The organism is Janthinobacterium violaceinigrum, assembly GCF_009208555.1.
GTDB classification, from domain to species: Bacteria; Pseudomonadota; Gammaproteobacteria; order Burkholderiales; family Burkholderiaceae_D; genus Janthinobacterium; species Janthinobacterium violaceinigrum.
Window position 1 is genome coordinate 32,827 of the sequence record NZ_WFLI01000021.1, and the last position, 24,220, is coordinate 57,046.

Annotated in this window: 22 protein-coding genes; 17 read left to right on the forward strand and 5 right to left on the reverse strand. The window is 65.5% G+C overall.

Features of this window, described 5'->3' with window-relative positions; translation table 11 throughout:
* Positions 1-83 precede the first annotated feature (83 nt).
* From GCN75_RS17720 to corA, 4 genes are all read left to right on the forward strand, one after another.
* A complete protein-coding gene (locus tag GCN75_RS17720; protein WP_152257942.1) occupies positions 84-941 on the forward strand; it encodes an energy transducer TonB family protein in 858 nt (285 codons plus the stop codon).
* Positions 938-1,780 carry a shikimate dehydrogenase gene (gene aroE / locus GCN75_RS17725; protein WP_152283636.1) on the forward strand — a complete coding sequence of 281 codons (843 nt, stop codon included), beginning with the start codon at positions 938-940 and terminating at the stop codon, positions 1,778-1,780. Before GCN75_RS17720 ends, aroE begins: the two co-directional genes overlap by 4 nt.
* Positions 1,777-2,508, forward strand: coding sequence for a monofunctional biosynthetic peptidoglycan transglycosylase (gene mtgA, locus GCN75_RS17730; protein ID WP_152283637.1), 732 nt, complete (start codon positions 1,777-1,779; stop codon positions 2,506-2,508). Before aroE ends, mtgA begins: the two co-directional genes overlap by 4 nt.
* Positions 2,509-2,730: 222 nt before the next feature.
* Positions 2,731-3,696 (forward strand): magnesium/cobalt transporter CorA, encoded by a 966-nt coding sequence (gene corA / locus GCN75_RS17735; RefSeq protein ID WP_034746658.1) that lies wholly within the window; start codon positions 2,731-2,733, stop codon positions 3,694-3,696.
* Between the two features lie 27 nt (positions 3,697-3,723).
* On the opposite strand, the gene GCN75_RS17740 is transcribed toward corA, so the two are convergent.
* Positions 3,724-4,206, reverse strand: a complete 483-nt coding sequence (locus GCN75_RS17740) for a nuclear transport factor 2 family protein (protein WP_152283638.1) — start codon at positions 4,204-4,206, stop codon at positions 3,724-3,726.
* A gap of 205 nt (positions 4,207-4,411) precedes the next feature.
* Here GCN75_RS17740 and GCN75_RS17745 point away from each other — a divergent pair, with 205 nt between their 5' ends.
* Entirely contained in the window at positions 4,412-5,128 is a 717-nt protein-coding gene (locus GCN75_RS17745) for an HAD family hydrolase (protein WP_152283639.1), read from the forward strand.
* A gap of 71 nt (positions 5,129-5,199) precedes the next feature.
* Here GCN75_RS17745 and hemL read toward each other — a convergent pair whose 3' ends face one another.
* Positions 5,200-6,489 carry a glutamate-1-semialdehyde 2,1-aminomutase gene (hemL, locus tag GCN75_RS17750; RefSeq protein ID WP_152283640.1) on the reverse strand — a complete coding sequence of 430 codons (1,290 nt, stop codon included), beginning with the start codon at positions 6,487-6,489 and terminating at the stop codon, positions 5,200-5,202.
* A gap of 49 nt (positions 6,490-6,538) precedes the next feature.
* A complete protein-coding gene (thiD, locus tag GCN75_RS17755; RefSeq protein WP_152283641.1) occupies positions 6,539-7,396 on the reverse strand; it encodes a bifunctional hydroxymethylpyrimidine kinase/phosphomethylpyrimidine kinase in 858 nt (285 codons plus the stop codon).
* A 96-nt stretch (positions 7,397-7,492) separates the two neighbouring features.
* Between thiD and GCN75_RS17760 the strand changes: the two genes are divergently transcribed.
* The 6 genes from GCN75_RS17760 (at position 7,493) to GCN75_RS17785 (ending at position 16,831) form a co-directional block, all read left to right on the forward strand.
* A complete protein-coding gene (locus tag GCN75_RS17760; protein ID WP_038488910.1) occupies positions 7,493-7,645 on the forward strand; it encodes a rubredoxin in 153 nt (50 codons plus the stop codon).
* Positions 7,646-7,730: 85 nt separating this feature from the next.
* Complete coding sequence (locus GCN75_RS17765) at positions 7,731-8,141, forward strand: response regulator (RefSeq protein WP_152283642.1); 411 nt, start codon at positions 7,731-7,733, stop codon at positions 8,139-8,141.
* A 35-nt stretch (positions 8,142-8,176) separates the two neighbouring features.
* The gene (locus tag GCN75_RS17770; RefSeq protein ID WP_152257950.1) at positions 8,177-8,542 is read left to right on the forward strand and encodes a response regulator; all 366 of its coding nucleotides are present in this window, start codon (positions 8,177-8,179) and stop codon (positions 8,540-8,542) included.
* Positions 8,543-8,568: 26 nt separating this feature from the next.
* Positions 8,569-9,168, forward strand: coding sequence for a chemotaxis protein CheW (locus GCN75_RS17775; protein ID WP_319633295.1), 600 nt, complete (start codon positions 8,569-8,571; stop codon positions 9,166-9,168).
* Entirely contained in the window at positions 9,168-11,405 is a 2,238-nt protein-coding gene (locus GCN75_RS17780) for a methyl-accepting chemotaxis protein (protein WP_152283644.1), read from the forward strand. Before GCN75_RS17775 ends, GCN75_RS17780 begins: the two co-directional genes overlap by 1 nt.
* 74 nt (positions 11,406-11,479) lie before the next feature.
* A complete protein-coding gene (locus tag GCN75_RS17785) occupies positions 11,480-16,831 on the forward strand; it encodes a hybrid sensor histidine kinase/response regulator (RefSeq protein WP_193317556.1) in 5,352 nt (1,783 codons plus the stop codon).
* A 43-nt stretch (positions 16,832-16,874) separates the two neighbouring features.
* Here GCN75_RS17785 and GCN75_RS17790 read toward each other — a convergent pair whose 3' ends face one another.
* Positions 16,875-18,335 carry a cryptochrome/photolyase family protein gene (locus tag GCN75_RS17790; protein ID WP_152283645.1) on the reverse strand — a complete coding sequence of 487 codons (1,461 nt, stop codon included), beginning with the start codon at positions 18,333-18,335 and terminating at the stop codon, positions 16,875-16,877.
* 442 nt (positions 18,336-18,777) lie between these two features.
* Between GCN75_RS17790 and GCN75_RS17795 the strand changes: the two genes are divergently transcribed.
* The 6 genes from GCN75_RS17795 to GCN75_RS17820 all read left to right on the forward strand — a co-directional run bounded on the left by GCN75_RS17795 (position 18,778) and on the right by GCN75_RS17820 (position 23,457).
* Positions 18,778-19,380, forward strand: coding sequence for a YqgE/AlgH family protein (locus GCN75_RS17795; RefSeq protein ID WP_035822086.1), 603 nt, complete (start codon positions 18,778-18,780; stop codon positions 19,378-19,380).
* A complete protein-coding gene (ruvX, locus tag GCN75_RS17800; protein WP_223278885.1) occupies positions 19,377-19,775 on the forward strand; it encodes a Holliday junction resolvase RuvX in 399 nt (132 codons plus the stop codon). Before GCN75_RS17795 ends, ruvX begins: the two co-directional genes overlap by 4 nt.
* 39 nt (positions 19,776-19,814) lie before the next feature.
* Positions 19,815-20,339: a bifunctional pyr operon transcriptional regulator/uracil phosphoribosyltransferase PyrR gene (pyrR, locus tag GCN75_RS17805; RefSeq protein WP_152257954.1), complete on the forward strand. Its 525-nt coding sequence runs from the start codon at positions 19,815-19,817 to the stop codon at positions 20,337-20,339.
* Positions 20,332-21,297 (forward strand): aspartate carbamoyltransferase catalytic subunit, encoded by a 966-nt coding sequence (locus GCN75_RS17810; protein WP_034746695.1) that lies wholly within the window; start codon positions 20,332-20,334, stop codon positions 21,295-21,297. Before pyrR ends, GCN75_RS17810 begins: the two co-directional genes overlap by 8 nt.
* A gap of 24 nt (positions 21,298-21,321) precedes the next feature.
* On the forward strand, positions 21,322-22,623 hold the full coding sequence (locus tag GCN75_RS17815) for a dihydroorotase (RefSeq protein ID WP_152283646.1): 1,302 nt from the start codon (positions 21,322-21,324) through the stop codon (positions 22,621-22,623).
* A gap of 87 nt (positions 22,624-22,710) precedes the next feature.
* Positions 22,711-23,457: a lysophospholipid acyltransferase family protein gene (locus GCN75_RS17820; RefSeq protein ID WP_152283647.1), complete on the forward strand. Its 747-nt coding sequence runs from the start codon at positions 22,711-22,713 to the stop codon at positions 23,455-23,457.
* Here GCN75_RS17820 and GCN75_RS17825 read toward each other — a convergent pair.
* Entirely contained in the window at positions 23,454-24,218 is a 765-nt protein-coding gene (locus GCN75_RS17825; RefSeq protein ID WP_152283648.1) for an ABC transporter permease, read from the reverse strand. The two genes, GCN75_RS17820 and GCN75_RS17825, sit on opposite strands and share 4 nt — an antisense overlap.
* Between the last annotated feature and the right edge of the window lie 2 nt (positions 24,219-24,220).

Here is a 24,220-nt window from a genome sequence, read left to right on the forward strand (position 1 = left end):
GACGTAGAATTCAGCCATCTTGTGTGGTGTGCTTGTTGCGAACTGGGTTGCGCGTGAAGTCTTTCCGAGAGAATCGTTTCCTGATGATAGCCGTGGCGGTCTCGCTGCTGGCGCACGGCGCCTTGCTGGCGATGCATTTTGTCGCCCCGGCTCCGCAACGGGCCGTGGCCACGGATCCCGGCCTGGAAGTGATCCTGGTCAATGCCAAGCATGCCAATAAACCGCTGCAGGCCGACGCCCTGGCGCAAGCCAACCTGGACGGCGGTGGCCAGGCCGACAAGGGCCGCGCCAAGTCGCCCTTGCCCGACATGCGCAAGGTGGAAGAGGGCGACAGCGTCAAGGCCAGCGCCCGGCGCATTGCCGAACTGGAACAAAAACAGCAGGAATTGCTGACGCAGGCAGCCAAGCCCACGCCGTACAGCGCCGCTCCCGTCACGGAAAAGGACAAGCCCAATCCCCTGGCCAGCGGCTCGGACTTGATGGAAAGCAGCAAGGCCATCGCCCGCATGGCGGCCGAGATCAGTCAGACCGTTGAAGACCAGAACAAGCGTCCCCGCAAGACCTTCATTACGCCCAGCACGCAGGAGGTCGGCTATGCCATGTATTACAAGACCCTGCAAAAGCGCATCGAGGAAATCGGTACCCTGAATTTCCCGCAAAAGAATGGCCGCAAGATGTATGGCGAACTGGTCGTCTACATTCCCATCTTCCAGGATGGCACGATTTACCAGAAAGAGGGCGGCGCCCGCGTGGAGAAAAGCTCGGGCAACCCGGCGCTGGACGCGGCAGCCCTGGCCATCGTGCGCCGCGCGGCGCCGTACGGCCGTTTTCCACCGAATATGTTGTCGAGTGACAAGGATGACCTGTGGGTCGTCATCACCCGTTTCAAATTTACCCGCGAAGAAAAAATGGAAGCTAACCTGACTGGCGGCAGCAATTGAGCAAGAAAAATATTCATCCCGATCAATATTGTGTCTTCGGTAACCCGATTGCCCACAGCAAGTCGCCCCTGATCCATGCCGCGTTTGCCCTGCAGACAGGACAAGCCATGGCCTATGAACGCCGGCTGGCGCCGCTCGATGGCTTTGCCCTGGCGGCCCGCAGCTTTGCCGCCGAGGGCGGCAAGGGCGCCAATGTGACGGTGCCCTTCAAGCTCGACGCCTGCGCCCTGGCTACGGAACTGACGCCGCGCGCCCAGGCGGCCGGCGCCGTCAATACCCTGCGTTTTGATGGCGACACCATTCTTGGCGACAATACCGATGGCGCGGGCCTGGTGGCGGACATCATGCGCAACGCGGGCGTGGCCATCGCCGGCAAGCGCGTGCTGCTGCTGGGCGCGGGCGGCGCGGCGCGCGGCGTCGTGCTGCCCTTGCTGGAACAGGTGCCGCAGGAAATCTTCATTGCCAACCGCACCGTAGCCACGGCCGAGGCGCTGGTGGCGCAGTTTGCCGATGCGCTCGGCCATCCCGGCCAGTTGCGCGCCGGCCCGTTCACGCAGCCCGACGGCGTGTTCGATATCGTCATCAATGCCACCTCGGCCAGCCTGGCGGGCGACTTGCCGCCCGTGCCGGCAAGTATCTTTGGCAGCCACACCCTGGCGCTGGACATGATGTATGGCGCCCAGCCCACCGTCTTCATGGACTTTGCCGCCCAGCATGGCGCGCAGGTGCGCGACGGCCTGGGCATGCTGGTGGAGCAGGCTGCCGAAGCGTTTTACGTGTGGCGCGGCGTGCGCCCGCAGACGCAGGATTTGCTGGCGCAATTGCGGGGCAGCCTGTGAGCGCCAGCAAGAAGGGCGTGCGCAAGGGCGGCAGCGGCAGCCGCTACGGCTGGATCAAGTGGCTGTTCATCGTGCCCGTGCTGGCCTTCATCGTCGTGCAGCTGTATTTCTTCCTGCAAATCTGGTGGTGGGTTGACCACAACCCGTCCAGCACGGCGTTCATGCGCGAACAGCTGTCTGTCTTGCAGGACAAGAATCCCAAGGCCACCATCCAGCAGACGTGGGTGCCGTATAACCGCATCTCGAACAACCTGAAACGGGCCATCATCGCCTCGGAAGACGCGAATTTCTCCGAGCACGAAGGGGTGGACTGGGATGCCTTGCAAAAGGCATATGAAAAAAACAGCAAAAAGCAGAAGGTCGTGGCGGGCGGCTCCACCATCACGCAGCAGCTGGCGAAGAATCTGTTCCTGTCCGGCTCGCGCAGCTATGTGCGCAAGGGCCAGGAACTGATCATCACGTACATGCTGGAAAGCCTGATGGAAAAGCAGCGCATCTTTGAAATCTACCTGAACGTGGTGGAATTCGGCACGGGCATCTTCGGCGCCGAAGCGGCCGCGCGTCACTATTACCATGTGAGCGCGGCGGGCCTGAGCGCGGCACAGGCGGCGAAACTGGCCGTGATGCTGCCGAATCCCCGCTTTTACGACCGCCACCGCGATACGGGCTACCTGAACCGGCGCACCAGTGTCATCCTGCGCCGCATGGGGGCGGCGGAATTGCCTTGAGGATGGCCGGCTTTGTTTGCATTACATTAAAGCTGCCTGATTGGCACTATTGCAGCGCAGCATCTTAATAGGCCAGCTTGGTGCATCACCGCACTTTTTCCGTGAAAAAGCGGTGCCGGGGGGTGGTCGTGAAAAGGCCTTTGCGGGTACACTTGCGCTGTTTTCATTTTTGGCGCAAGCGCCAGCACATCACGATAACCCAACATCCGGCTGAGAGCGCGCATGATCAATGTCTTTGTATTACAGAATGGCCGGCTCAACCAGGTGCCGATCGACAGCCGCGCAGACCTCGAAAATGCCGAACCGGTGTGGGTCGACCTGACCGACCCTACCGATGATGAACGGGCCTGGGTCAAGGCCATCTACAACGTCACCCTGCCGGGCGAAGACGAAGTCAAGGATATTGAAGCATCGGCCCGCTATTACGAAGCGGAAAACGGCGACCTGCACCTGCGCACGGATTTCCTGCGCGAAGAGGACGACGGCCCTTCGCGCGTCATCACCGTGGCATTCATCCTGGCCCGCAAGATCCTGTTTTCCATGCATACGGACGACCTGCCCGTGTTCCGCCTGGTGCGCATGCGCGCCCGTTCGCGGCCGGGCTCGATCGCCGACTACATGGACGTGCTGCTCGACCTGTACGCCACGGACGCCGAATATTCGGCCGACGTGCTCGAAGGCATCTACCAGAACCTGGAAGAAGTGAGCACGCGCGTGCTGCAAAAGGAATTTACGGATGCGCACGCGGCCGAAGCGCTGAACGCGATTGCCCACGAGGAAGATCTGAATGGCCGTATCCGTCGCAACATGATGGATACGCGCCGCGCCGTGAGCTTTCTGATGCGCGGCAGGCTGCTCAATTCCGAGCAGTTCGAGGAAGCGCGGCAGATTTTGCGCGACATCGAGTCGCTCGATGGCCACACCTCGTTCCTGTTTGACAAGATCAACTTCCTGATGGACGCCACCGTCGGTTTCATCAACATCAACCAGAACAAGATCATCAAGATCTTCTCGGTGGCCAGCGTGGCCTTCCTGCCGCCCACCCTGATCGCCAGCGTGTACGGCATGAACTTCAAGCTGATGCCGGAACTGGAATGGTCGTTCGGTTACCCGTGGGCCTGGGGCCTGATGATCACCAGCGCCATCGCGCCCTTCCTGTACTTCCGCCACCGGGGCTGGCTGAAATAAGAAAACGGGCCCGCAGGCCCGTTTTTTTCAGGGCGCCGCTTTTTTCGGCGCGATGCCGGTGTATTGCGCCGACAGCAGTTTCCACGCCGCCCCTTCCTTTTTCGCCACATAGCTGGCGCGCAGGGCCATGTTGCGCTGCTGTCCGCCCGCCTGTACCGTTACCGCCAGCCGGGCGATCAGCACGGCCGTATCGCCCGCGACGCGCACGAACGGCTCTTCCACCGCGATGACGGGAGCGGCGGATTTTTTCTCGGGCGAATAAAACGCCAGCATCTTTTCGCGCGTGTCGACGTCGCCCAGCGGCGACACTTCCGCGTAATTGTCGGCCGTCAGGGCTGCCAGGGCCGGTGCGTCAAAACTGGCTTGCGCCGCCACGTGCTGGCGCACGAGGTTGAGGACGGCCGCATCGTCGTCCGCCGCCCGTGCGGGCTGCGCGGCCGCCACGAAGGCAAGCGCGGCAATTGTGGAAATCAGGGATAATCGGCCTTGCAGAAAATTTTTGCGTGTCATGGTATCGATCCTGTTGGGCCTGATTCAAGCGATCAGGGCAGGCAAAGTATGCCATTGAAGTTATCTAAAAGAAATTACTTCATGCGGCCGATGGCCGGCACGCAACGCAAAGTATCGGGATGTGGCCGGCCAAGCGTAGCGCGCCACGCCCCCCTGTTCTATGCTGGCGGCGCGCACGGTGCGCTTCGCCCCTATTGGAGAATACATGCCTGACACCGTTCCTTCCCTTCCCCGTTTCACCCACCTGATCAGCGACTGCGATGGCGTGCTGATCGACAGCGAAGCCGTGGCCCTGCAGGCGTTGCTGGAATTGCTGGGACCGCGCCTGCCGAACCTGCCCCAGGGCGTCACCCTGCAAGGCTTGATCGAGCCGCGCCTGGGCCAGCGCCTGGTGCCGCTGATGCAGGATATTTACCGGGAACTGGAGCTGCCGCCGCTGCCGGCCGATGACATCATGGCCATCGGTAACGCCGTCGATGCGGCCTGCGACGCCCAGTTGCGCGCCGTGCCCGGCGTGGCGCAGGCGCTGGCCGCCATACCCCTGCCCAAGGCCGTGGCCTCGAACAGCGTCAGCGCACGCGTGCTGTCGGCGCTGGAGCGCACGGGCATGGCGCCCCTGTTCGACAAGCGCGTCTTCACGCCGGACCTGGTGGGGCATGCCAAGCCGCATCCGGGCGTCTATCTGGCGGCGGCTGCCGCCTTCGGCGTGCCGCCAGGCCAGTGCCTGGTGCTGGAAGACAGCGTCACGGGCGTGACGGCGGCCGTGGCGGCAGGTACGACGGTATTGGGATTCATCGGCGGCGGGCATATCGCCGCCGGCCAGGAAGCGCGCCTGAAGGCCGCTGGCGCGCACGTCGTGTTCAACGACATGGGCAAGCTGCCGGCGCTGGTGGCGGAACTGCTGCAGGGCGCCACGGTGTAGCGGCAGCTGGCAATACCGCTGCGCGCCGGCCGCAAGGCGCGGCGCGCAGCAGGTCTTGTCAGTGAGGTGTCTTACGCCAGCTTGGCGAACACCTTGCGCGCAGCGGCGATGGTGGCGTCGATGACGGCATCGTCGTGCTGTGCCGAGACGAAGCCCGCCTCGAAGGCGGCTGGCGCGAAGTACACGCCTTCGTCGAGCATGGCGTGGAAGAAGGCGTTGAACTTGCTGCGGTCGCCCGCCATCATTTCCGCGTAGCTGGTCGGTGGCGTGGCGCTGAAATAAATGCCGAACATGCCGCCGATGTAGTCGGCGCAGAAGACCACGCCCGCCTCTTGCGCGGCGCTCGTCAAGCCTTCGGCCAGGCGCTTGGCCGTGGCGCCCAGCTGCTCGTAGAAGCCTGGCTGCTGGATCAGTTTCAGGGTCGCCATGCCGGCCGCCACGGCGACCGGGTTGCCCGACAGGGTGCCGGCCTGGTAGACGGCGCCCAGCGGCGCCATATGGTGCATCAGCGCGGCGCTGCCGCCGAAGGCCGCCACCGGCATGCCGCCGCCGATCACCTTGCCCAGCGCGGTGAGGTCCGGCTTGATGCCGTACAGCGCCTGCGCGCCGCCCAGGGCCACGCGCAAGCCGCACATGACTTCATCGAAAATGAGCAGGGCGCCGTGCTGCGTGCACAGCTCGCGCATCGCCTGCAGGAATTCCGGCGTGGCTTTCACGAGGTTCATGTTGCCGGCCACGGGTTCGACGATCACGCAGGCGATGTCCGCGCCGAAGCTGTCGAAGGCGTCCTTCAGCTGTTCCACGTTGTTATAGTCGAGCACCAGCGTGTGCTTCACGAAGTCTTCCGGCACGCCGGCCGACGTCGGGTTGCCGAAGGTGAGCAGGCCGCTGCCCGCCTTCACCAGCAGCGAATCGGCGTGGCCGTGGTAGCAGCCTTCGAACTTGACGATCTTGTCGCGGCCCGTGGCGCCGCGCGCCAGGCGCAGGGCGCTCATGGTCGCTTCCGTGCCCGACGACACCAGGCGCACCTGCTCGATCGACGGCACCAGGCGCGTGATTTCCTCGGCCATCAGCACTTCGCCTTCGGTCGGCGCGCCGAACGACAGGCCCAGTGCTGCCGCATCCTGCACCGCCTTGACTACCTCGGGGTGGGCGTGGCCGACGATGGCCGGGCCCCACGAGCCGATGTAGTCGATATAGCGCTTGCCGTCCGCGTCCCAGAAGTACGGGCCTTCGGCGCGCGTGATGAAGCGCGGCGTGCCGCCCACGGAGCGGAAGGCCCGCACGGGCGAGTTGACGCCGCCTGGCGTGGTTTTTTGTGCGCGGGCAAACAGGATGTCGTTCTGTGAAGTCGTCGTCATGATAATCGTGCCTTGAAAGTGGATCGTTGTCTGTGTCGTCTGTCGGTGTCTATTGGCCGCCGCGCTGGCGCTGCTGCCGGAACAGCCGGTTCGGCACCAGCTTGCCCATGCCGTGGCGCTGCGCATGCGCCAGCGCGCCGGCGGTAAATTCCTGCGCCGCCACGACCACCTGCGGCACATCGTCTTCATTGTCGGCCAGGGCCAGCAGGGCGGTGGCCGCCGCCGACAGGGTGCTGCCGGCGCCGTTGAAGATGCCCGGCAGGTGCTGCCATTGGTCGTGGCGCACCACGCCGTCCTCGCCGAACAGGGTATTGGCGCGCAATTTGCCTTCGGCCGTGCCGGACTTGCTGGCGTCGGCCGGCATGCCGGTGACGAGCACGTATTCGCAGCCCAGCGCCACCAGGTAGTCGACGTCGTTCTGCAGGGTGTCGTCCGGGTCGGCGTCGCGCCAGGTTTCGGCCAGGCGCTCCAGTTCCACCGGCGAGAGCACCAGCAAGGTCGTTTGCGGGATCAGGAGCTGGCGCACGGCGGTGAGGATGTCCTCGTCGTCCATGCCCTGTTCCGGCAGCGCCGAAATGAAGGGATCGAGGATCAGCGGCACGTTCGGATAGTCGGAGACGATTTCGGCGATGGCCGTGACGTTTTCCACGCTGCCCAGGGCGCCGATCTTGATGGCCGAGACCGACATGTCTTCCAGCAGCACGCGCGCCTGGTCGGAAACCCAGTCCGGGTCGACCGCCTGCACGTCTTCCACGCGCGCCGTATCGCTGATCAACAGGCCCGTGGTGACCGACAGGCCATGGCAGCCGAAGGCTGAAAACGTGGTCAGGTCGGCCTGGATGCCGATCGCGCCGACCGGATCGGACACGCCGAAGCTTAATATGAGGGGAGAAGTTTGGTTTTGCACGGCGGGTAGATTAAGATACCTAATTCAGCATTTTACTTGATTGAAGGGTGGCAGAACGTGAGTAGCAACGAAACAACGCAGCAATTCCAAACGTGGATGTGTCTTATTTGCGGCTGGGTTTATGATGAAGCGGCTGGTCTGCCTGATGAAGACATCGCTCCGGGCACGCGTTGGGCCGATGTTCCGATGAACTGGACCTGCCCTGAATGCGGTGCGCGCAAGGATGATTTCGAGATGGTAGCGATTTAATTGATGCCGACCCATGGGAGGTTGCTGCCGCACGCAGGTGTCGCGGCCGCCTGTGCTATGGTATGAAAGATTGCCGAATAATCAAATGACGCATTCCTCGCCGCCCCGGGCACCGTCCGACAGCGCCTGCATACTGGTCATCGATGACAGTGCCACCAGCCGCAGCGCGGCCGAACGGATACTGCGCGAGGCCGGTTATCGCGTGGTGGTGGCGGAAAACGGCTTTGAGGCATTGGCCAAGATCGCCGACTGCCAGCCGGCGCTGATCGTGTGCGACATCGTGATGCCGCGCCTGGATGGCTACCGCACGTGTGCGCTGATCAAGGCCAGCGCGGCCTTTCATGCCACGCCGGTGCTGATGCTGTCGGCCAGGGAAGGCCTGTTCGACCGCGCGCGCGGCGCCATGGCAGGTGCCAGCGCCTGCCTGGCCAAGCCGCTGGCGCGCGAGGCGCTGCTGGAGGCCGTGCGGCTGCACCTGGCCGGGCATTTTGAGTAAGTGGTTTATTGATTGACAACGCAGCAAGGAAGCAGATGGCCATACACACAATTCTGATCGTCGATGACTCGCCGACAGAACGCTATTACCTGAGCGAGATGCTGGTGCGTGCCGGTTATGCCGTCGTTACGGCGCAGGACGGCGCCGACGCGTTGGCGCAGCTGAAGCAGACCCGGCCCGACCTGATCCTGATGGATGTGGTGATGCCCGGTGCGAATGGCTTCCAGATCACGCGCGCCATCGCGCGCGATCCCGAACTGCAGGACGTGCCGGTGATTATCTGCTCCAGCAAGAGCCAGGAAACGGACCGCATCTGGGGCTTGCGCCAGGGCGCGCGTGATTATCTGGTCAAGCCGGTGGTGGAAGCCGAGCTGCTGGCCAAGATCGCCGCGCTGTCCTGAGAATGCCGACGATGCCAGGTCAGGGCGTGACCACCGGGGCTTTCCCGCCTGCCGCCATGCCGTCTTTCGAGACGGGCGCGCGGCAGGGGCGCTTGCGCCAGTATCAGCTGCAATTGATCGAGCGGATACAGGCCGCGCGCAGCGGCGCGCTGGCGGCCCGCAAGGAGCTGGGCGTGATGCTCGGTGGCCGGCCGTGCCTGCTCGACCTGACGCAGCTCGGCGAAATCGTCATTGCCTCCGGCGTGCAGATCCAGGGCGTGCCGCTGGCGCAAGATTGGTACCTGGGCCTGGCGGCCATGCGCGGACGCCTGACGGCCATCGTCGACCTGGCCCGCTACATGGGCGAGCCGGCTTGCGCGGCAGGCCATCACTGCCGCATCATCACGTTTTCTCCCCGTCTGGGCCTCAATTGTGCGCTGCTGGTCGAGCGCGTGCTGGGCTTGCGCCAGCTGCGCGCGCTGCAAGCCATGCCCTTGCCGGGCGCGCTGCCGCCGTGGGCGGCGCAGGCGCTGCGCGACAGCGACGGGCAGCAGTGGCTGCGCCTGGACCTGGCGCAGCTGGCGCAATCGGAACGCTTCCTCGATGCCGGTTTTGGCGGCCTCGCCGCACACAAGGATATTTGCTGATGGGCGCCCATTCCCCTATCCTGGCGGCCGGCATGCCCGAAGCGGAGCACGCCGCCGGCGAGCCGGCATCGGCAGCCGACCTGCCGCTGCGCCTGCGCGACGCGCTGGGACGGCGCAAGTCGCTGGCCAATGCGCCGGTGCGCGACCTGAAGCTGCCGCTGATCGGCCATTTTCCGCTGCAAAAACAACTGAGCATCCTGTCGACGGTGATGGCCCTGAGCCTGGCCGCCAGCCTGCTGTTCGTCGGCCTCAATACGCGCAGCGGCAATATCGCCTCGGCGCAGACGCAGCTGGCCAGCGATGCGCTGATGCATTCGCAGCGCATCGGCAAGGCCGCGCCGAACGCCGTGCAGGGCAATCCGGAAGCCTTCCGCCAGCTCGAGGAAAGCCGCAATGAACTGAACCAGGATTTCCGCCTGATGCTGCGCGGCGGGACGTATCACGGCCGCGATATCGGCGAATCGCGTTCCGCCCTGCTGGCGGCGGTGGCCGACGCGCGCAAGAAATGGGCCAGCAGCGACCGCGCGGCCAGCACCATCTTGCGCCTGAAAACGGAGCTGGGCGAATTCGACAAGACCTTGCAGCAATTGAACGCGCTGTCGCCGGCGCTGCTGGCGCAGACGGAGGAAATCGCGGCGCTCAAGGTGCAGCGCGGCGGCAATGCGCGCGACCTGGCCGTCATCGGCCGCCTGATGATGCTGAGCCAGCGCATGAGCCGCAGCGCCAGCGAGTTCCTGTCGTCGGGCAGCATCAGCTCGGAAACGGCGTTTTCGCTGGGGCGCGACACGACCTATTTCCGCGCCGCCGTCGAAGGCCTGCTCAATGGCAGCGTATCGCTGCAATTGGCGGCCACGCGCGATGCCGAACTGCGCGACCGGCTGGTGGCGCTGAAAGCCAGTTTCGATAATTACCAGAAGCTCGTCTCGTCGATCCTCGACCGCCTGGATAAATTCAGTTCGGCGAAAAGCGCCGAGCAGCTGATCTTCAACGAGAACGAAGACCTGCGCCAGCGCCTGACCCTGCTGCAGCAGATGTACCACGTGAACCAGGAAACGCTGGGGCTAGCCTTCTGGATGATGGTCGGCGGCGTGTTGCTGACCCTGATCGCGGCGGCCGGCATCGGCCGCGTGCTGCTGCAGGATTCCGTCAACCGCACGCGCGACGCCGAGCGGCGCCGCCATGAGGCGGAAATCCAGCGCCTGCTGTCGCAGGAAAAGGAAGAACAGGCCAAGGCCAAGAACGACCAGAACCAGGCGGCCATCCTGCGCCTGATGAACGAATTGCAGAAGGTCGCCGATGGCGACCTGACGGTGCAGGCCACCGTGTCGGAAGACATCACGGGCGCCATCGCCGATTCCGTCAATTACACGGTCGAGGAATTGCGCGGCCTGGTGGGACGCGTGACGGCGACGGCCGAGCAGGTCAACCGCGCATCGACGCAGGCGCAAAGCATCTCCAGCAAACTCTTGATCGCTTCGCAGCAGCAGTCGCGCGAAATCCAGGGCGTCAGCGCCACCGTGGTGAAGATGGCCAATGCGATTACCGACGTGTCGAAGTCGGCCAGCGTCTCGGCCGACGTGGCGCGCCAGTCGGTGGCGGCGGCGCAGCAGGGTTCGACGGCGGTGGAAAACGCCATCAAGGGCATGCATGAAATCCGCGAGCAGATCCAGGATACGTCCAAGCGCATCAAGCGCCTGGGCGAATCGTCGCAGGAAATCGGCGAAATCACGGAGCTCATTTCCGACATCACCGAACAGACCAACGTGCTGGCGCTGAACGCCGCCATCCAGGCCGCATCGGCCGGCGAGGCGGGGCGCGGCTTCTCGGTCGTCGCCGAGGAAGTGCAGCGCCTGGCCGAACGCTCGGCCGCCGCCGCCAAGCAGATCGGCGCGCTGGTGCGCACCATCCAGGCCGATACCCAGGACGCCACCCGCGCGATGGAAAAATCCACGCAGGGCGTGGTCGAAGGTGCGCACCTGTCCGATGCGGCCGGCGCGGCGCTGAACGACATCAGCCAGGTATCGAAACACCTGGCCGAACTGATCCAGGGCATCTCGTTCGCCACGGGCACGCAGGCCGGTTCGGCCAGCGGCGTGGCCTTGAATATCCAGCATATCCTGAGCGTGACGGAACAGACGCAGGACGGCACGCAGCAGACGGCGCAGTCGATTCACAAGCTGTCGATGCTGGCGCAGGAACTGAAAAACTCGGTGTCGCGCTTCCGCGTCGCCGCCTGAACGCTGCGCCATTCCAGGGCGCGGCGCGTTGTGCGTACCGAATGTTGCGTTACGATTTCCTTACCGAGGCATGCATGAGCACACCTGATAGTCCACAGCAGTCCAAGCCGTTCGACAGCGAACCTTTGTCGTGGGTGATGGTGGAAATCCGCGAGGCGCTGGGCCGTTCGAAAACGGCCCTGTTCGAAGCGGGTGGCCGCGAGCGCGAGGAACGCGCCACGGCCCTGCAGCATGCGCGCTCGCACTTGCACCAGGCGCATGGCGCGCTGGTGATGGTGGACGTGGCCGGCGCCGGCCTGCTGACGGACGGCGCGGAACAGGCGCTGGCGCGCTTTCGCGACGGCAGCCTGGAATATACGCTGGACCATGCGCAGATTGTCGCCGGGCTGTACCAGGCCCTCATCGAATACCTGGAAGACCTGGTGGCCGGCACGCCGCCGCAGCCGACGCGTTTGTTCCCCTACTACCGCGACCTGCAAACCATGCTGGGCGCCGAGCGCATCCACCCGGCCGACCTGTTCTTCCCGCCCTCGGCCATGCTGGAAGGGCATGCGGTCGCGCTGGCGGACGCGCCTCCGGCGGCCGACTATCCGGCCTGGCGCGGACGCTTTGAAAAATCGCTGCTGCCGTTCCTGAAGGCGCAGGACGATGCGGCGCGGCGCCAGCACGCCGGCGACCTGCACGCCACCCTGATCCTGGTGGCCGATGCGCAGCAGGAAGCGCCAGCGCGCACCTTCTGGTTCGCCATGCAGGCGTTTGCGGGACTGGCGGCCAGCGGCGAGGGCATGGGTGCGCTCAACGTCAAGCAGCTGTTCGGATTGATCAACCTGCAATTGCGCCGCCTGGCGCAGGGCACGGCCAGCCTGCCCGAAGCGATGCTGCGCGACGCCCTGTTCTTCATCGCGGCGGCCGCCGAGCCGACGCCGGAGGCACGCCAGCTGCGTGCCGCTTTCGCGCTCGAGGGACAGGTGCCCGCCGACCTGGAAACGCGGCGCTACGGCCAGGTCGACCAGGATGCCCTGCAAGGCGCCCGCGCGGCCCTGGCGCAGGCGCGCGCCAGCTGGAGCCGCCTGGCGCAAGCGGACCTCGATCCCGCCCTGGGCGCAGCATTCGAACAGTCGCTGCAGCAGGTGGCGGCGCAGGCCGAGATCCTGAAGCAGCCAGCCCTGGCCGGCCTGCTGCGTCAATGCGCGGCCGTGGCGCAGCAGGCCGTGGCCAGCGGGCGCAGTGCGGCGCTGGAAAATGAAATCGGCATGGCGCTGCTGTTTGCGGACACGGGGCTGGAGCAGGTGCGCCGCCTGCCCGACGATTTCGCCGGCAATGCGGAAACCATCGCCGCGCGCCTGCAGGCGCTGCTGGCTGGCGAAGCGCCGCCGTCCGTCACCGCGGGCGAATTGTCGCGCCAGATCGAACAGGGTCAGACCGTCGCCGCGCTGGCCGAGGAAATGAAGACGGGCCTGCGCCAGGTGGAAAAAGTGCTCAACGCCTATTACGCGGATGCGTCGCGCGAGCGGGCGGGCACCCTCGACGGCGTCGCGCCTGTGCTGGAGCAGCTGCAGCAGCAGCTGGCCGGGCTGGGACAGGAAGACGCCCGCGCTGCCGTGCTGCAGGTCGACGCTGCCGTGCGGCAGCTGGCCGGTGGCGATGCCAAGGCGGATGCCAATGCGGAGGCGCACGCCGAGGCGCTCGACGAGATCGCGCAAAATGTCAGCGCGCTGGGATTTTTTGTCGATATGCTGGGCCGCAACGCGCAAGCGGCCAGCGGGCGTTTCCATTTCGATGCCGCTGCCGGCACCTTCCGCGCCCTGCCATTTGAAAAAGTCGCCGCCGCCGGTGCCGTGCCGGTGCCCTTGCTCGACCAGACCCTGGCGCCCGCCGCGCCTGCCGGCGTGAATGCGGCGCCCGCCGTGACCGATGTCGACGCGGAGATGCTCGACATCTTCATCGCCGAAGCGCGCGAAGTGCTGGCCTTTATCGATACCACGCTGGCCCTGCCGCGCGAGCAGGCGGCCAGCGGCGACCACCTGGCCATGCTGCGCCGCTCGTTCCACACCCTGAAAGGCAGCAGCCGCATGATCGGCCTGGCGCAGTTTGCCGAGGCGGCCGGCGCCATCGAGCGCGTCATGAATACCTGGCTGGCCGAGGCGCGCCCCGCCAGCGACGACTTGTTCACCTTGCTCAATTACGGCTGGTACCAGCTCAGCGAATGGGTGGCCGAACTGGAAGGCGGCGCAGGACGCGAGCGCGAGGCCGGCCTGCTGCTGGCGGCGGCCGAGCGCGTGCGCGAAGGCGGGCCGTTCGAACTGCGCAAGCCGCGACCGCCGGCGCCCGTGCCCGTGGCCAGCAACGGCAACGTGATCGGCTTTCCATCCGCCACGGCGCCCGCCGCGCACGAAGCGCCCGACGATCACCTCAAGCACGTGGGCGAGCTGCGTATCAGCCTGCCCTTGTACAACATCTACCTGGCCGAGACGGATGAATTGCTGCGCGTGCTGACGCGCGACTTCGGCGAATGGCGCCATGAGCAGCGCGCCGTCAGCGCCGATGCGCTGCAAGCCGTGCACACGCTGGCGGGAACGTCGGGCACGGTCGGTTTCCAGTCCCTGCGCGACCTGGCGCACGCGCTCGAGACGGTGATCGAGACGGTGGTGCCGCCGCTGGCCGGCCTGCGCGCCGAACAGCACGACGTGCTGGAGCAGGCCACGCAGCGCATCGCGCAGATGCTGCAGGCGTTCGCGCTGGGCGACCTGGCGCCGGCGCAGCCGGACATGATCGAAGCGCTCAACACCCTGTGGCGCGCATTGACGGCGCCGCCCGGCGAGAGCGGGGAAGCGCGGCTCGACGCCCTGTTTGCCGCCGCTTACGCCAGCATCGTCGGCACGCCGGCGCAGCCTGCGGCAGCGCCGGCCGCAGAGCAGCACGCGGAGCAGCATGCAGAGCAGGACGCAGTGCAGGGTGAAGAACTGGCCGCGGTGCCCGCGGCGCAGCTCGAGACCCTGTTCGAGGCGGCGTATGCGAGCATCGTCGCCGACGCCCTGCAGCCGGCTGCAGCCGCCGCCGTGCCCGCGGCCGACATCGGCGCCAGCGACGATCTGTTCGACGCGGGCTTCGAGCACGCGCCGCCGCTGGAACACGCCGCGCCGGAAGCACCGGATGCGCCAGCGCCGGCCATCATGCCGGCCGATGCGGCTGCGCTGCTGGCGGCCAGCGCCGGCATCAGCGATGAACTCGACCTGGATCTGCTGTCCGTCTTCCTGGAGGAGGGGGCCGACCTGCTGCCGCAGATCGGCGAAGCGCTGCGCAGCTGGCAGCAGCAGCCGCACGACAGCGGCCAGGCGCAGATGCTGCTGCGCACCCTGCATACGGTGAAGGGCAGCGCGCGCATGGCCGGCGCCATGCGCCTGGGCCAGCATGCGCATGAAATCGAGACGCATATCGAAAACATGCTGCACGCGGGCACCGCCACGCCGCAGGCCTTCGAGGAATTGCTGGCCCATTACGACCATGCGCTGCATTTGTTCGAGCAGTTGCAGCAGCCCTTGCTGCCCTTGCCCGGCATGGAGGATACGCCGGCCGCCGAACCGAAGGCGGCGCTGGTGCGCGTGCGCGCCGACATCCTCGACCGCCTGGTGAACCAGGCCGGCGAAGTGTCGATCACGCGCTCGAAGATGGAAAATGAAGTGGGCGTGCTGGGCGCTTCGCTATCCGAGTTTTCCGACAATCTGGCGCGCCTGCGGCGCCAGCTGCGCGAAGTGGAAATGCAGGCCGAATCGCAGATCGCCTCGCGCATGGCCGTCGGCAGCGAGCGCGATTTCGATCCGCTCGAATTCGACCGCTTCACGCGCCTGCAGGAACTCACGCGCATGATGGCCGAAAGCGTCAACGACGTGGCGTCCTTCCATGAAAACCTCAGCCACAGCGTCGATGCGGTGACGGACGACCTGGTGCTGCAGGCGCGGCTGACGCGCGAGCTGCAGCGCGACCTGATGCAGATCCGCATGGTGCCGTTTTCCAGCATCGCCGAACGCCTGTTCCGCGTGGCGCGGCAAAGTGCCAAGGAAGTCGACAAGCGCGTCAACCTCGACATCCGCGGCGGCGGCGTGGAAATCGACCGCAGCGTGCTGGAACGCATGGCGGCGCCGTTTGAGCACCTGCTGCGCAACGCCATCGTGCACGGCATCGAGCCGCGCGACGCGCGCCTGGCGGCCGGCAAGAGCGAGACGGGCGAGCTGCTGGTGCAGGTCAGCCAGCAGGGCAATGAAGTGGCGATCGCCTTTTCCGACGATGGCGCGGGACTGGACCTGGAACGCATCCGCGCCAAGGCGCACGGCGCCGGCCTGGTGGCAACCGGTGCGCCATTGACGGACGCGCAGGCGGCCGAACTGATTTTTACGCCGGGTTTTTCCACCGCCGACAGCCTGACGGAACTGGCCGGGCGCGGTTTCGGCATGGACATCGTGCGTTCCGAAGCGCTGGCCCTGGGCGGGCGCGTGGAGACGCTGACGCAGGCCGGCCTGGGCATGCGCTTTACCATCCACCTGCCGCTGACCCTGGCCGTTACGCAAGTGGTGCTGCTGGCGGCGAACGGCAAGACCTATGCCTTGCCATCGGTACTGGTGGAGCAGGTGCTGCACCTGAAAGGCGAGCAGCTGGAACAAGTGCGGGCGGCCGGATGCATCGAGTCGCACGGCCAGTCGCTGGCGCTGCACCACCTGTCGGCCATGCTGGGCGAGACGCCGGCGGTGCAGGCCATGCAGCGCTATGCGCCCGTGCTCCTGCTGAGGAACGGCAACGACAGGCTGGCGCTGCAGGTCGATGACGTGGTGGGCAACCGCGAGGTCGTGGTCAAGCATGTGGGGCCGCAGCTGGCGCGCATGCCGGGCATCGCCGGCGCCACGGTGCTGGGCACGGGCGATATCGTGCTGATCCTCAATCCGGTGGCGCTGGCGCAGCACCTGGAACATCATCCGGAACTGCTGTCGCAATATGCGCTGGCCAGCAGCGAACAGCATGCCGCTTCTAGCGCGCTGGCCGCGCCGTCCGTCCGCGTGCTGGTGGTCGACGATTCGCTGACGGTGCGCCGCGTGATGCAGCGCCTGTTCGAACGCGAAGGCTACCAGGTATTGCTGGCCAAGGATGGCATCGATGCGCTGGAGCAGCTGCATGCGCTGGAACCGGCCGCCATGCCGGCCCTGCTGCTGGTGGACGTGGAGATGCCGCGCATGGACGGCTTCGATTTGACGCGCAATGTGCGCAGCGATGACAAGACGCGCGCCATCCCCGTCATCATGATCACCTCGCGCAGCGCCGACAAGCACCGCGCGCACGCGTTCGAACTGGGCGTGGATGCGTATTTCGGCAAGCCGTTCCAGGAAGAGGAATTGCTGGCGGAAGTGGCGCGCCTGCTGGGCGGCGGCGTGGCATAGGCCGGTGCAGGCCGGGGCAGCGCGAAGCGCCCGCTAATCCGGCCTACGCCACCACTTTTACCACCGCATAGCGTTCCAGCGTCTCCTTGCGCGCTTCGTCGTGCTGCACCAGGGGCTCCGGATAGTCGCGTCCCAGCACGATGTTTTTCTGTTCGAGCAGCATGCGCGGCACCAGCCAGGGCGCATGGATTTCCTTGTCGCCCAGCGCCTTCAGCTGTGGCAGGTAGCGGCGGATGAAGCGTCCGTTCGCATCGAATTTTTCCGATTGCGTGATGGGGTTGAAGATGCGGAAGTAGGGCTGCGCATCGCAGCCGGACGACGAGGCCCATTGCCAGCCGCCGTTGTTCGAGGCCAGGTCGAAGTCATTCAGGTGCAGCGCGAAATACGCTTCGCCGCGGCGCCAGTCGATGCCCAGATCCTTGATCAGGAAGCAGGCCGTGACCATGCGCAGGCGGTTGTGCATATAGCCCGTCTGGTTCAGCTGCGCCATGGCCGCGTCCACCAGCGGATAGCCGGTGCGTCCCTCGCACCAGGCGGCAAACGCGGCATCGGCCTCGGGGCCCGTTTCCCAGGCGATCGCGTCGTAGGCGGGCTTGAAGGCGCCGCCTTCCACATGCGGGTTCTGGTACAGGATCATGGCGTAGAAATCGCGCCAGATCAGCTCTGCCAGCCACACGGGGGCGCCATCGCCGCCGCCCCGGTCCATCAGGTCGACCACGGTGCGCACCAGGTAGCGCAGCGACACGGTGCCGAAGCGCAGGTGCATGGACAGGTAGGACGGTCCCTTCAAGGCGGGAAAATCGCGCGCCACGTCGTAGCGGACCACGCGCGGCAGGAAATCCTCGAACAGTGCGCTGGCGCCCGACATGCCGGTCGGAATCGCCAGGTCGGCCAGGTTGCTCGGTTCGAAACCCAGCTCGCCCAAAGTGGGCAGGGCGGCGGGCGTGCCGGCGCGCGGCGGGGCCAGGCTGGCCGCATGCGGCTCGATGTCGTATGGCGCCAGGCAAGCGGGTTCGGCGCGCATTTTCTTCAGCCACGCATTCTTGTACGGCGTGTAGACGGTGTACGGCTTGGCCGACAGGGTCAGCACCTCGTCCTTTTCAAAGATGACCTGGTCCTTGAAGCTGAACCACAGGCGCGCCTCGTGCGTGAGCGCGGCGGCCACCGCGGCGTCGCGGGCGATCGCCTGCGGCTCGTAGTCGTGGTTGGCAAAGACGGCGTCGGCGTTCAATTCGGCGGCCAGGCGGGGGATGGCCGTGGCGGCGTCCGCGTGCAGCACGATCAGGTCGCCGCCCAGCTGGCGCAGTTCGTCGGCCAGCTCGGCCACGCTGGCATGGATAAAGTCGACGCGCCGGTCGCGGCGCGGCAGCGCTGCCAGGATGGCGGTGTCATAAACGAAGACGCAATGCACGGCCTGGCTCTGGCGCAGGGCGTGGTGCAGCGCAGCATGGTCAAATGCGCGCAAATCGCGCCGGAACCATACCAGGGAAGTCTTGATTGTCATTATTTCGCGTGTTCAGGGTCAAAGATAGGCTATTTTTTGCCGCCAACAGGGCTTTATGGCCGCTCGCGTCGTGCCTTTGGCGTCGCTGCGGCGGCAATTCAGTGTAAACTAGCGGCTATGTTCGTGGTGTTTTATGTGCGACAGCGATTGTGCAATCAATTTTACAATTGGCATGGCAATGCGCGCGCAAGCGCGGCGATGCTGGATAGGTCGCAAGTTGCAAAGCGTACATGACGTGGCCGCATGGCCAAGCGAATGTATAACAAATTTACAATATAACAAGAATAGCGCCTGGCATCACGCTTCTCGCCGCCCAACATCCGCGGCAGCGTGCGCCAGGCGTACGATAGCGGGGTAAGCGAGACTTGCCAGCAAGGCCACAGAGAGAGCATCGCGTATGAAAAAGAGCAAAATCGACCAGACTCTACCAGGGCATCGTTTGATGCAGGGTGTTGGAGAGCCGGCCGCGACCGGTTCCTCCACCCTGAATCTGGCCAACCATTTCCTGATCGCGATGCCGGCCATGCAAGATCCGATCTTCGGCGGCACGGTCGTCTACGTTTGCGAACATAATGAAAACGGCGTGCTGGGCGTCGTCATCAACAAACCCACCGACATGACCATGGAAGTGCTGTTCGACCGCATCGACCTGAAACTGGCTGCCGGCAGCGATACGCCCATCATCAACGAACCGATCATGTTCGGCGGCCCCGTGCAGGATGACCGCGGCTTCGTGCTGCATACGCCGGGCGCGCGCTATTCCTCGTCGCTGACGGTGACGGATGAAATCGCGTTTACCACCTCGATCGACGTGCTCGAAGCCGTCGCCAAGGGCGATGGTCCCGAGCGCATGCTGGTCTCCATCGGCTATTCGGGCTGGAGCCCGGGCCAGCTGGAAGACGAGATCGGCCGCAACGGCTGGCTGACGGTGGGCGCCTCGGCCGACATCCTGTTCGACTTCCCCATCGAGCAGCGCTACGTGGCGGCCATCAAATTGCTGGGCATCGATCCGCTCATGCTCGCCAGCGAGGCTGGCCACGCATGAGCGGTGACGCCATCGACACCATCCTCGCCTTCGATTTCGGTTTGAAACGCATCGGCGTGGCCATCGGCAATACCATGATTTGCCAGGCCAAGCCGCTCAGCGTGATCACGGCCACGGCGAATGAACCGAAGTTTGCCGCCATCGATAGCCTGATCAAGGAGTGGGGCGCGAGCCGCATCGTGGTGGGCTTGCCCAGCCATCCCGATGGCACGGAACACGAGATGAGCGCGCGCTGCCGCCGTTTCGCCAACCAGGTGCATGGCCGCTTCAACCTGCCCGTGGAACTGGTCGACGAGCGCTATTCCTCGGCCGTCATTGCCGCCAAACGCGGCGAAGTGATCGACGACCGCGCCGCCGCCATCATCCTGCAACAGTATTTCGACGCGAACTATTAATCTGACCCTAGTCCCCAATCCTGAATGATTAAGAACTCTATGCCGCATCCTACGAATCCTTCCCAACTCGACGCCGAGGCCCTGTACGCGGTCTTGCTGCAGCAAGTGCAGAACGGCCTGGCGGGCATCCCCAACGTGGCCATCGTCGGCATCCATTCGGGCGGCGCCTGGCTGGCGGAACGCCTGGCGCGCGACCTGAACCTGGTCGACCGCCTGGGCGTGCTCGACGTCTCGTTCTACCGCGACGACTTCGCCCAGAAAGGGCTGCATGCGGACGTCAAGCCGACGCAGATCAGCTTTGACGTGGCCGGCGCCACCATCCTGCTGGTCGACGACGTGCTGTACACGGGCCGCACCACGCGCGCGGCCATCAATGAATTGTTCGACTACGGCCGTCCGGCCAAGATCATGCTGGCCGCCCTGGTCGACCGCGGCGAGCGCCAGCTGCCGGTGGCCGCCGATTTCGTGGCCGCCTTCACCGCCGTGCCGGCGGGCCAGGCCCTGGTCCTGAAGCAAGCCGACGATGGAAAATTCACGCTCACCATAGATACCCACCATGCTTAATCCGCAACTGAATAAACACGGCGAACTGCAACATCTGCTGACGATTGAAGGCTTGCCGAAGTCTATCGTCAACCACATCCTCGATACGGCTTCCTCGTTCGTGGGCATTTCCGACCGCGACGTGAAGAAGGTGCCGCTGATGCGCGGCAAAAGCGTTTTCAACCTGTTCTTTGAAAACTCCACGCGCACCCGCACCACCTTCGAGATCGCCTCGAAGCGTTTGTCTGCCGACGTCATCAACCTGAACATCCAGGCCTCGTCGGCCAGCAAGGGCGAGTCCCTGCTCGACACCATCGACAACCTGTCTGCCATGCACGCCGACATGTTCGTCGTGCGCCACGCGCAGTCGGGCGCGCCCTATCTGATCGCCAAGCATTTGATCGACACGAAGCAGCCGCACGTCCACGTGGTCAACGCGGGCGACGGACGCCACGCGCACCCGACCCAGGGCTTGCTCGACATGTACACGATCCGCCACTACAAGAAGGATTTCACGAACCTGACGGTGGCCATCGTGGGTGACATCCTGCACAGCCGCGTGGCCCGTTCCGATATCCACGCGCTGACCACGCTGGGCGTGCCGGAAGTGCGCGCCATCGGCCCGCACACCCTGCTGCCGGGCGGCCTGGAGCAGATGGGCGTGCGCACCTTCACCAACATGGATGAAGGCCTCAAGGGCGTCGACGTGATCATCATGCTGCGCCTGCAGAATGAACGCATGAGCGGCGCGCTGCTGCCGTCGGCGCAGGAATATTTCAAGAGCTACGGCTTGACGCCCGAACGCCTGGCGCTGGCCAAGCCGGACGCCATCGTCATGCATCCGGGCCCGATGAACCGCGGCGTGGAGATCGATTCGGCCGTGGCCGACGGTCCGCAGGCGGTGATCCTGCCGCAGGTGACGTTCGGTATCGCCGTGCGCATGGCGGTGATGAGTATTTTGGCTGGTAATCAGGGCTGATAGCCCAAGGACGAGTAAGCGAGCATGACGACACTACATATCAAGAACGGCCACCTGATCGACCCTGCCAACGGCATCGATGGCTTGCAAGACCTGTTTATCGCCGACGGCAAAGTGCTGGCCGTGGGCAGCGCCCCGGCCGGCTTCAAGGCCGACACCACGTTTGACGCGGCCGGCCTGGTGGTTTCCCCCGGCCTGGTCGACCTGTCCGCGCGCCTGCGCGAGCCCGGCTACGAATACAAGGCGACCCTGGAATCGGAACTGCAGGCGGCGCTGCAAGGCGGCGTGACGAGCCTGGTCTGCCCGCCGGACACCGATCCCGTGCTCGACGAGCCGGGCCTCGTGGAAATGCTGAAATACCGTGCCAAGACGCAGAACAAGGCCCACGTGCACCCGCTGGGCGCGCTGACCATGGGCTTGAAGGGCCAGTCGCTGACGGAAATGGCGGAGCTGACGGAAGCGGGCTGCATCGGCTTTGCCCAGGCGGAAGAGCCGATCGAAGACACCACCGTGCTGCTGCGCGCCATGCAGTATGCGAACACCTTTGGCTACACCGTCTGGCTGCGTCCGCAGGATCCGCACATCGGCCGCGGCGGCATCGCCCACAGCGGTCCGCTGGCTTCGCGCTTGGGCCTGTCCGGCGTGCCCGTGATGTCGGAAACCATCGCGCTGCACACGATTTTCGAGTTGATGCGCGCCAGCCGTGCGCGCGTGCACCTGTGCCGCATCTCGTCGGCGGCCGGCTTGGACCTGATCCGCGCGGCCAAGGCGGAAGGCTTGCCCGTCACCTGCGACGTGGGCGTGCACCATGTGCACCTGACGGACGCCGACATCGGCTTTTTCGACCCGAACGCGAGGGTCACGCCGCCGTTCCGCAGCCAGCGCGACCGCGATGCGATCCGCGCGGGCCTGCTCGACGGCACCGTGGACGCCATGTGCTCGGACCACACGCCCGTCGACGACGATGAAAAACTGCTGCCGTTCGGCGAAGCGTCGCCGGGCGCCACGGGCCTGGAACTGCTGCTGTCGCTGGCCCTCAAATGGGCCGACGACTATGCGCTGGCGCAGCCGCAAGCGGGCGCCCGTCCGCTGGCGCGCGCCGTGGCCAAGGTCACGGCCGACGCGGCCCGTGTGGCGGGCATCCCGGCGGGCAGCCTGGCCGTGGGCGAAGCGGCCGACATCTGCGTCTTCGACCCGGCCGCGCGCTGGACCGTATCGTCGGCCTCGCTGGCCAGCCAGGGCAAGCACACGCCTTTCCTCGGCTATGAGCTGAGCGGCATCGTCAAGGCGACCATCGTGGCTGGACAGGTGGCGTTCCAGCGTTAAAAAATCAGATCCATGGACCGGGGCATGCAGCCCCGGCATCCCTTGTCTGCTCCCGGATTTCGGTTCTGGTTTATTTGTTGGTGTCATTTGAAACTTCTGCTTACCTACCGCCTCGCGCGCATCGCCATTCACCTGAGCTGCGGCATGGCCAAGAGCGCCGTGCTTTTTCCCTGGCTGGACCTGGAGGGCCGCAACCGGCGCATCCGCCGCTGGTCGACGCAGCTGCTCGACATCTGCGGCGTGCACGTGGCGCAGCCGGCAGACAGCGTGCCGGCGCTCGACCATGCGATGGTGGTGGCGAACCACGTGTCGTGGCTCGACATCTTCGTCATCAATGCCGTCCACCCATGCCGTTTCGTCGCCAAGGCGGAAATCCGCGCCTGGCCGATCCTGGGCTGGCTGGCGGGACGCGCCGGCACCATCTTCATTTCGCGCGGCAGCAAGCGCGATTTGCGCCTGATCTTCCAGGGCCTGGTGGACAAGTTGACGGCGGGCGAGCGCATCGCGTTCTTCCCCGAAGGTACGACCGCCGCGCAGGGACAGATCCTGCCGTTCCACGCCAACCTGTTCGAGGCGGCCATCGACGCGCAAGTGCCGGTGCAGCCGTTCGCGCTCGTGTATGTGGATGACAAGGGAGCGCTGCACCATGCCGTCGATTTCATCGGCGAGATGAGTTTTGCGCAAAGCATGGTGGCGATCCTGAGCGGCCCGCCCATCACGGCGCGCTTGACTTGCCTGGCGCCGGTGACGACCCTGGACGCGCACCGGCGCGACCTGGCGGCGGCAACGCAGGCGGCGGTGGCCGCCGCGCTGCCGCTGGAGCAGGCGGCCTAACCCTTCACGTGCAGCCAGCGTGCATGCGCGGCGCGGGCCAGGTAGTCGAGGATGAAGCCGAGTATGCCGATCAGCACGATGGCGGCCATCAGCTCCGAATACGCGAGGCGGTCGCGCGTGTCGAGGATGAAGTAGCCGAGGCCGGCCGAGACGCCCAGCATTTCCGCCGGCACCAGCACGATCCAGATGATGCCGATGGCCAGGCGCACGCCCGTCAGGATATCGGCCGTGATGCCCGGCAAAATCACCTTGAACACGATCTCGCTGCGCGTGGCCGACAGGCTGCGCGCCAGCAGCAGCCAGTTCGGATCGAGCCGCGCCACGCCGGCCGCCGTATTGAGCAAAATCGGCCAGACGGCCGCAAACGCCAGCAGGAAGTACACGGGCGCGTCGCCCACGCCCAGCACCATCACGGCGATCGGCATCCACGACAGCGGCGAAATCATGCGCAGCAGCTGGAACAGGGGCATGGCCGCGCCGGAAAAGTTTTTCGACATGGCCACCAGCACGCCCAGCGGCACGCCGATGACGATCGCCAGTCCCAGGCCCACGGCCACCCTTTGCAGGCTCAATACCACGTGCAGCCAGATATCCGAACCGCCCAGCATTTCCTTGAACGCCAGCGCCGTGGGCAGCGGCGCAAAGGCGGCGGCGATCGGCGTGGATTTCTCCAGCGCCGTCACGCCCACGGACCACAGCAGCAAGGCACAGGCCAGCCCCACCAGGGGCAGGCCGAACTTCGTGAACAACTTGCTTGCCATCG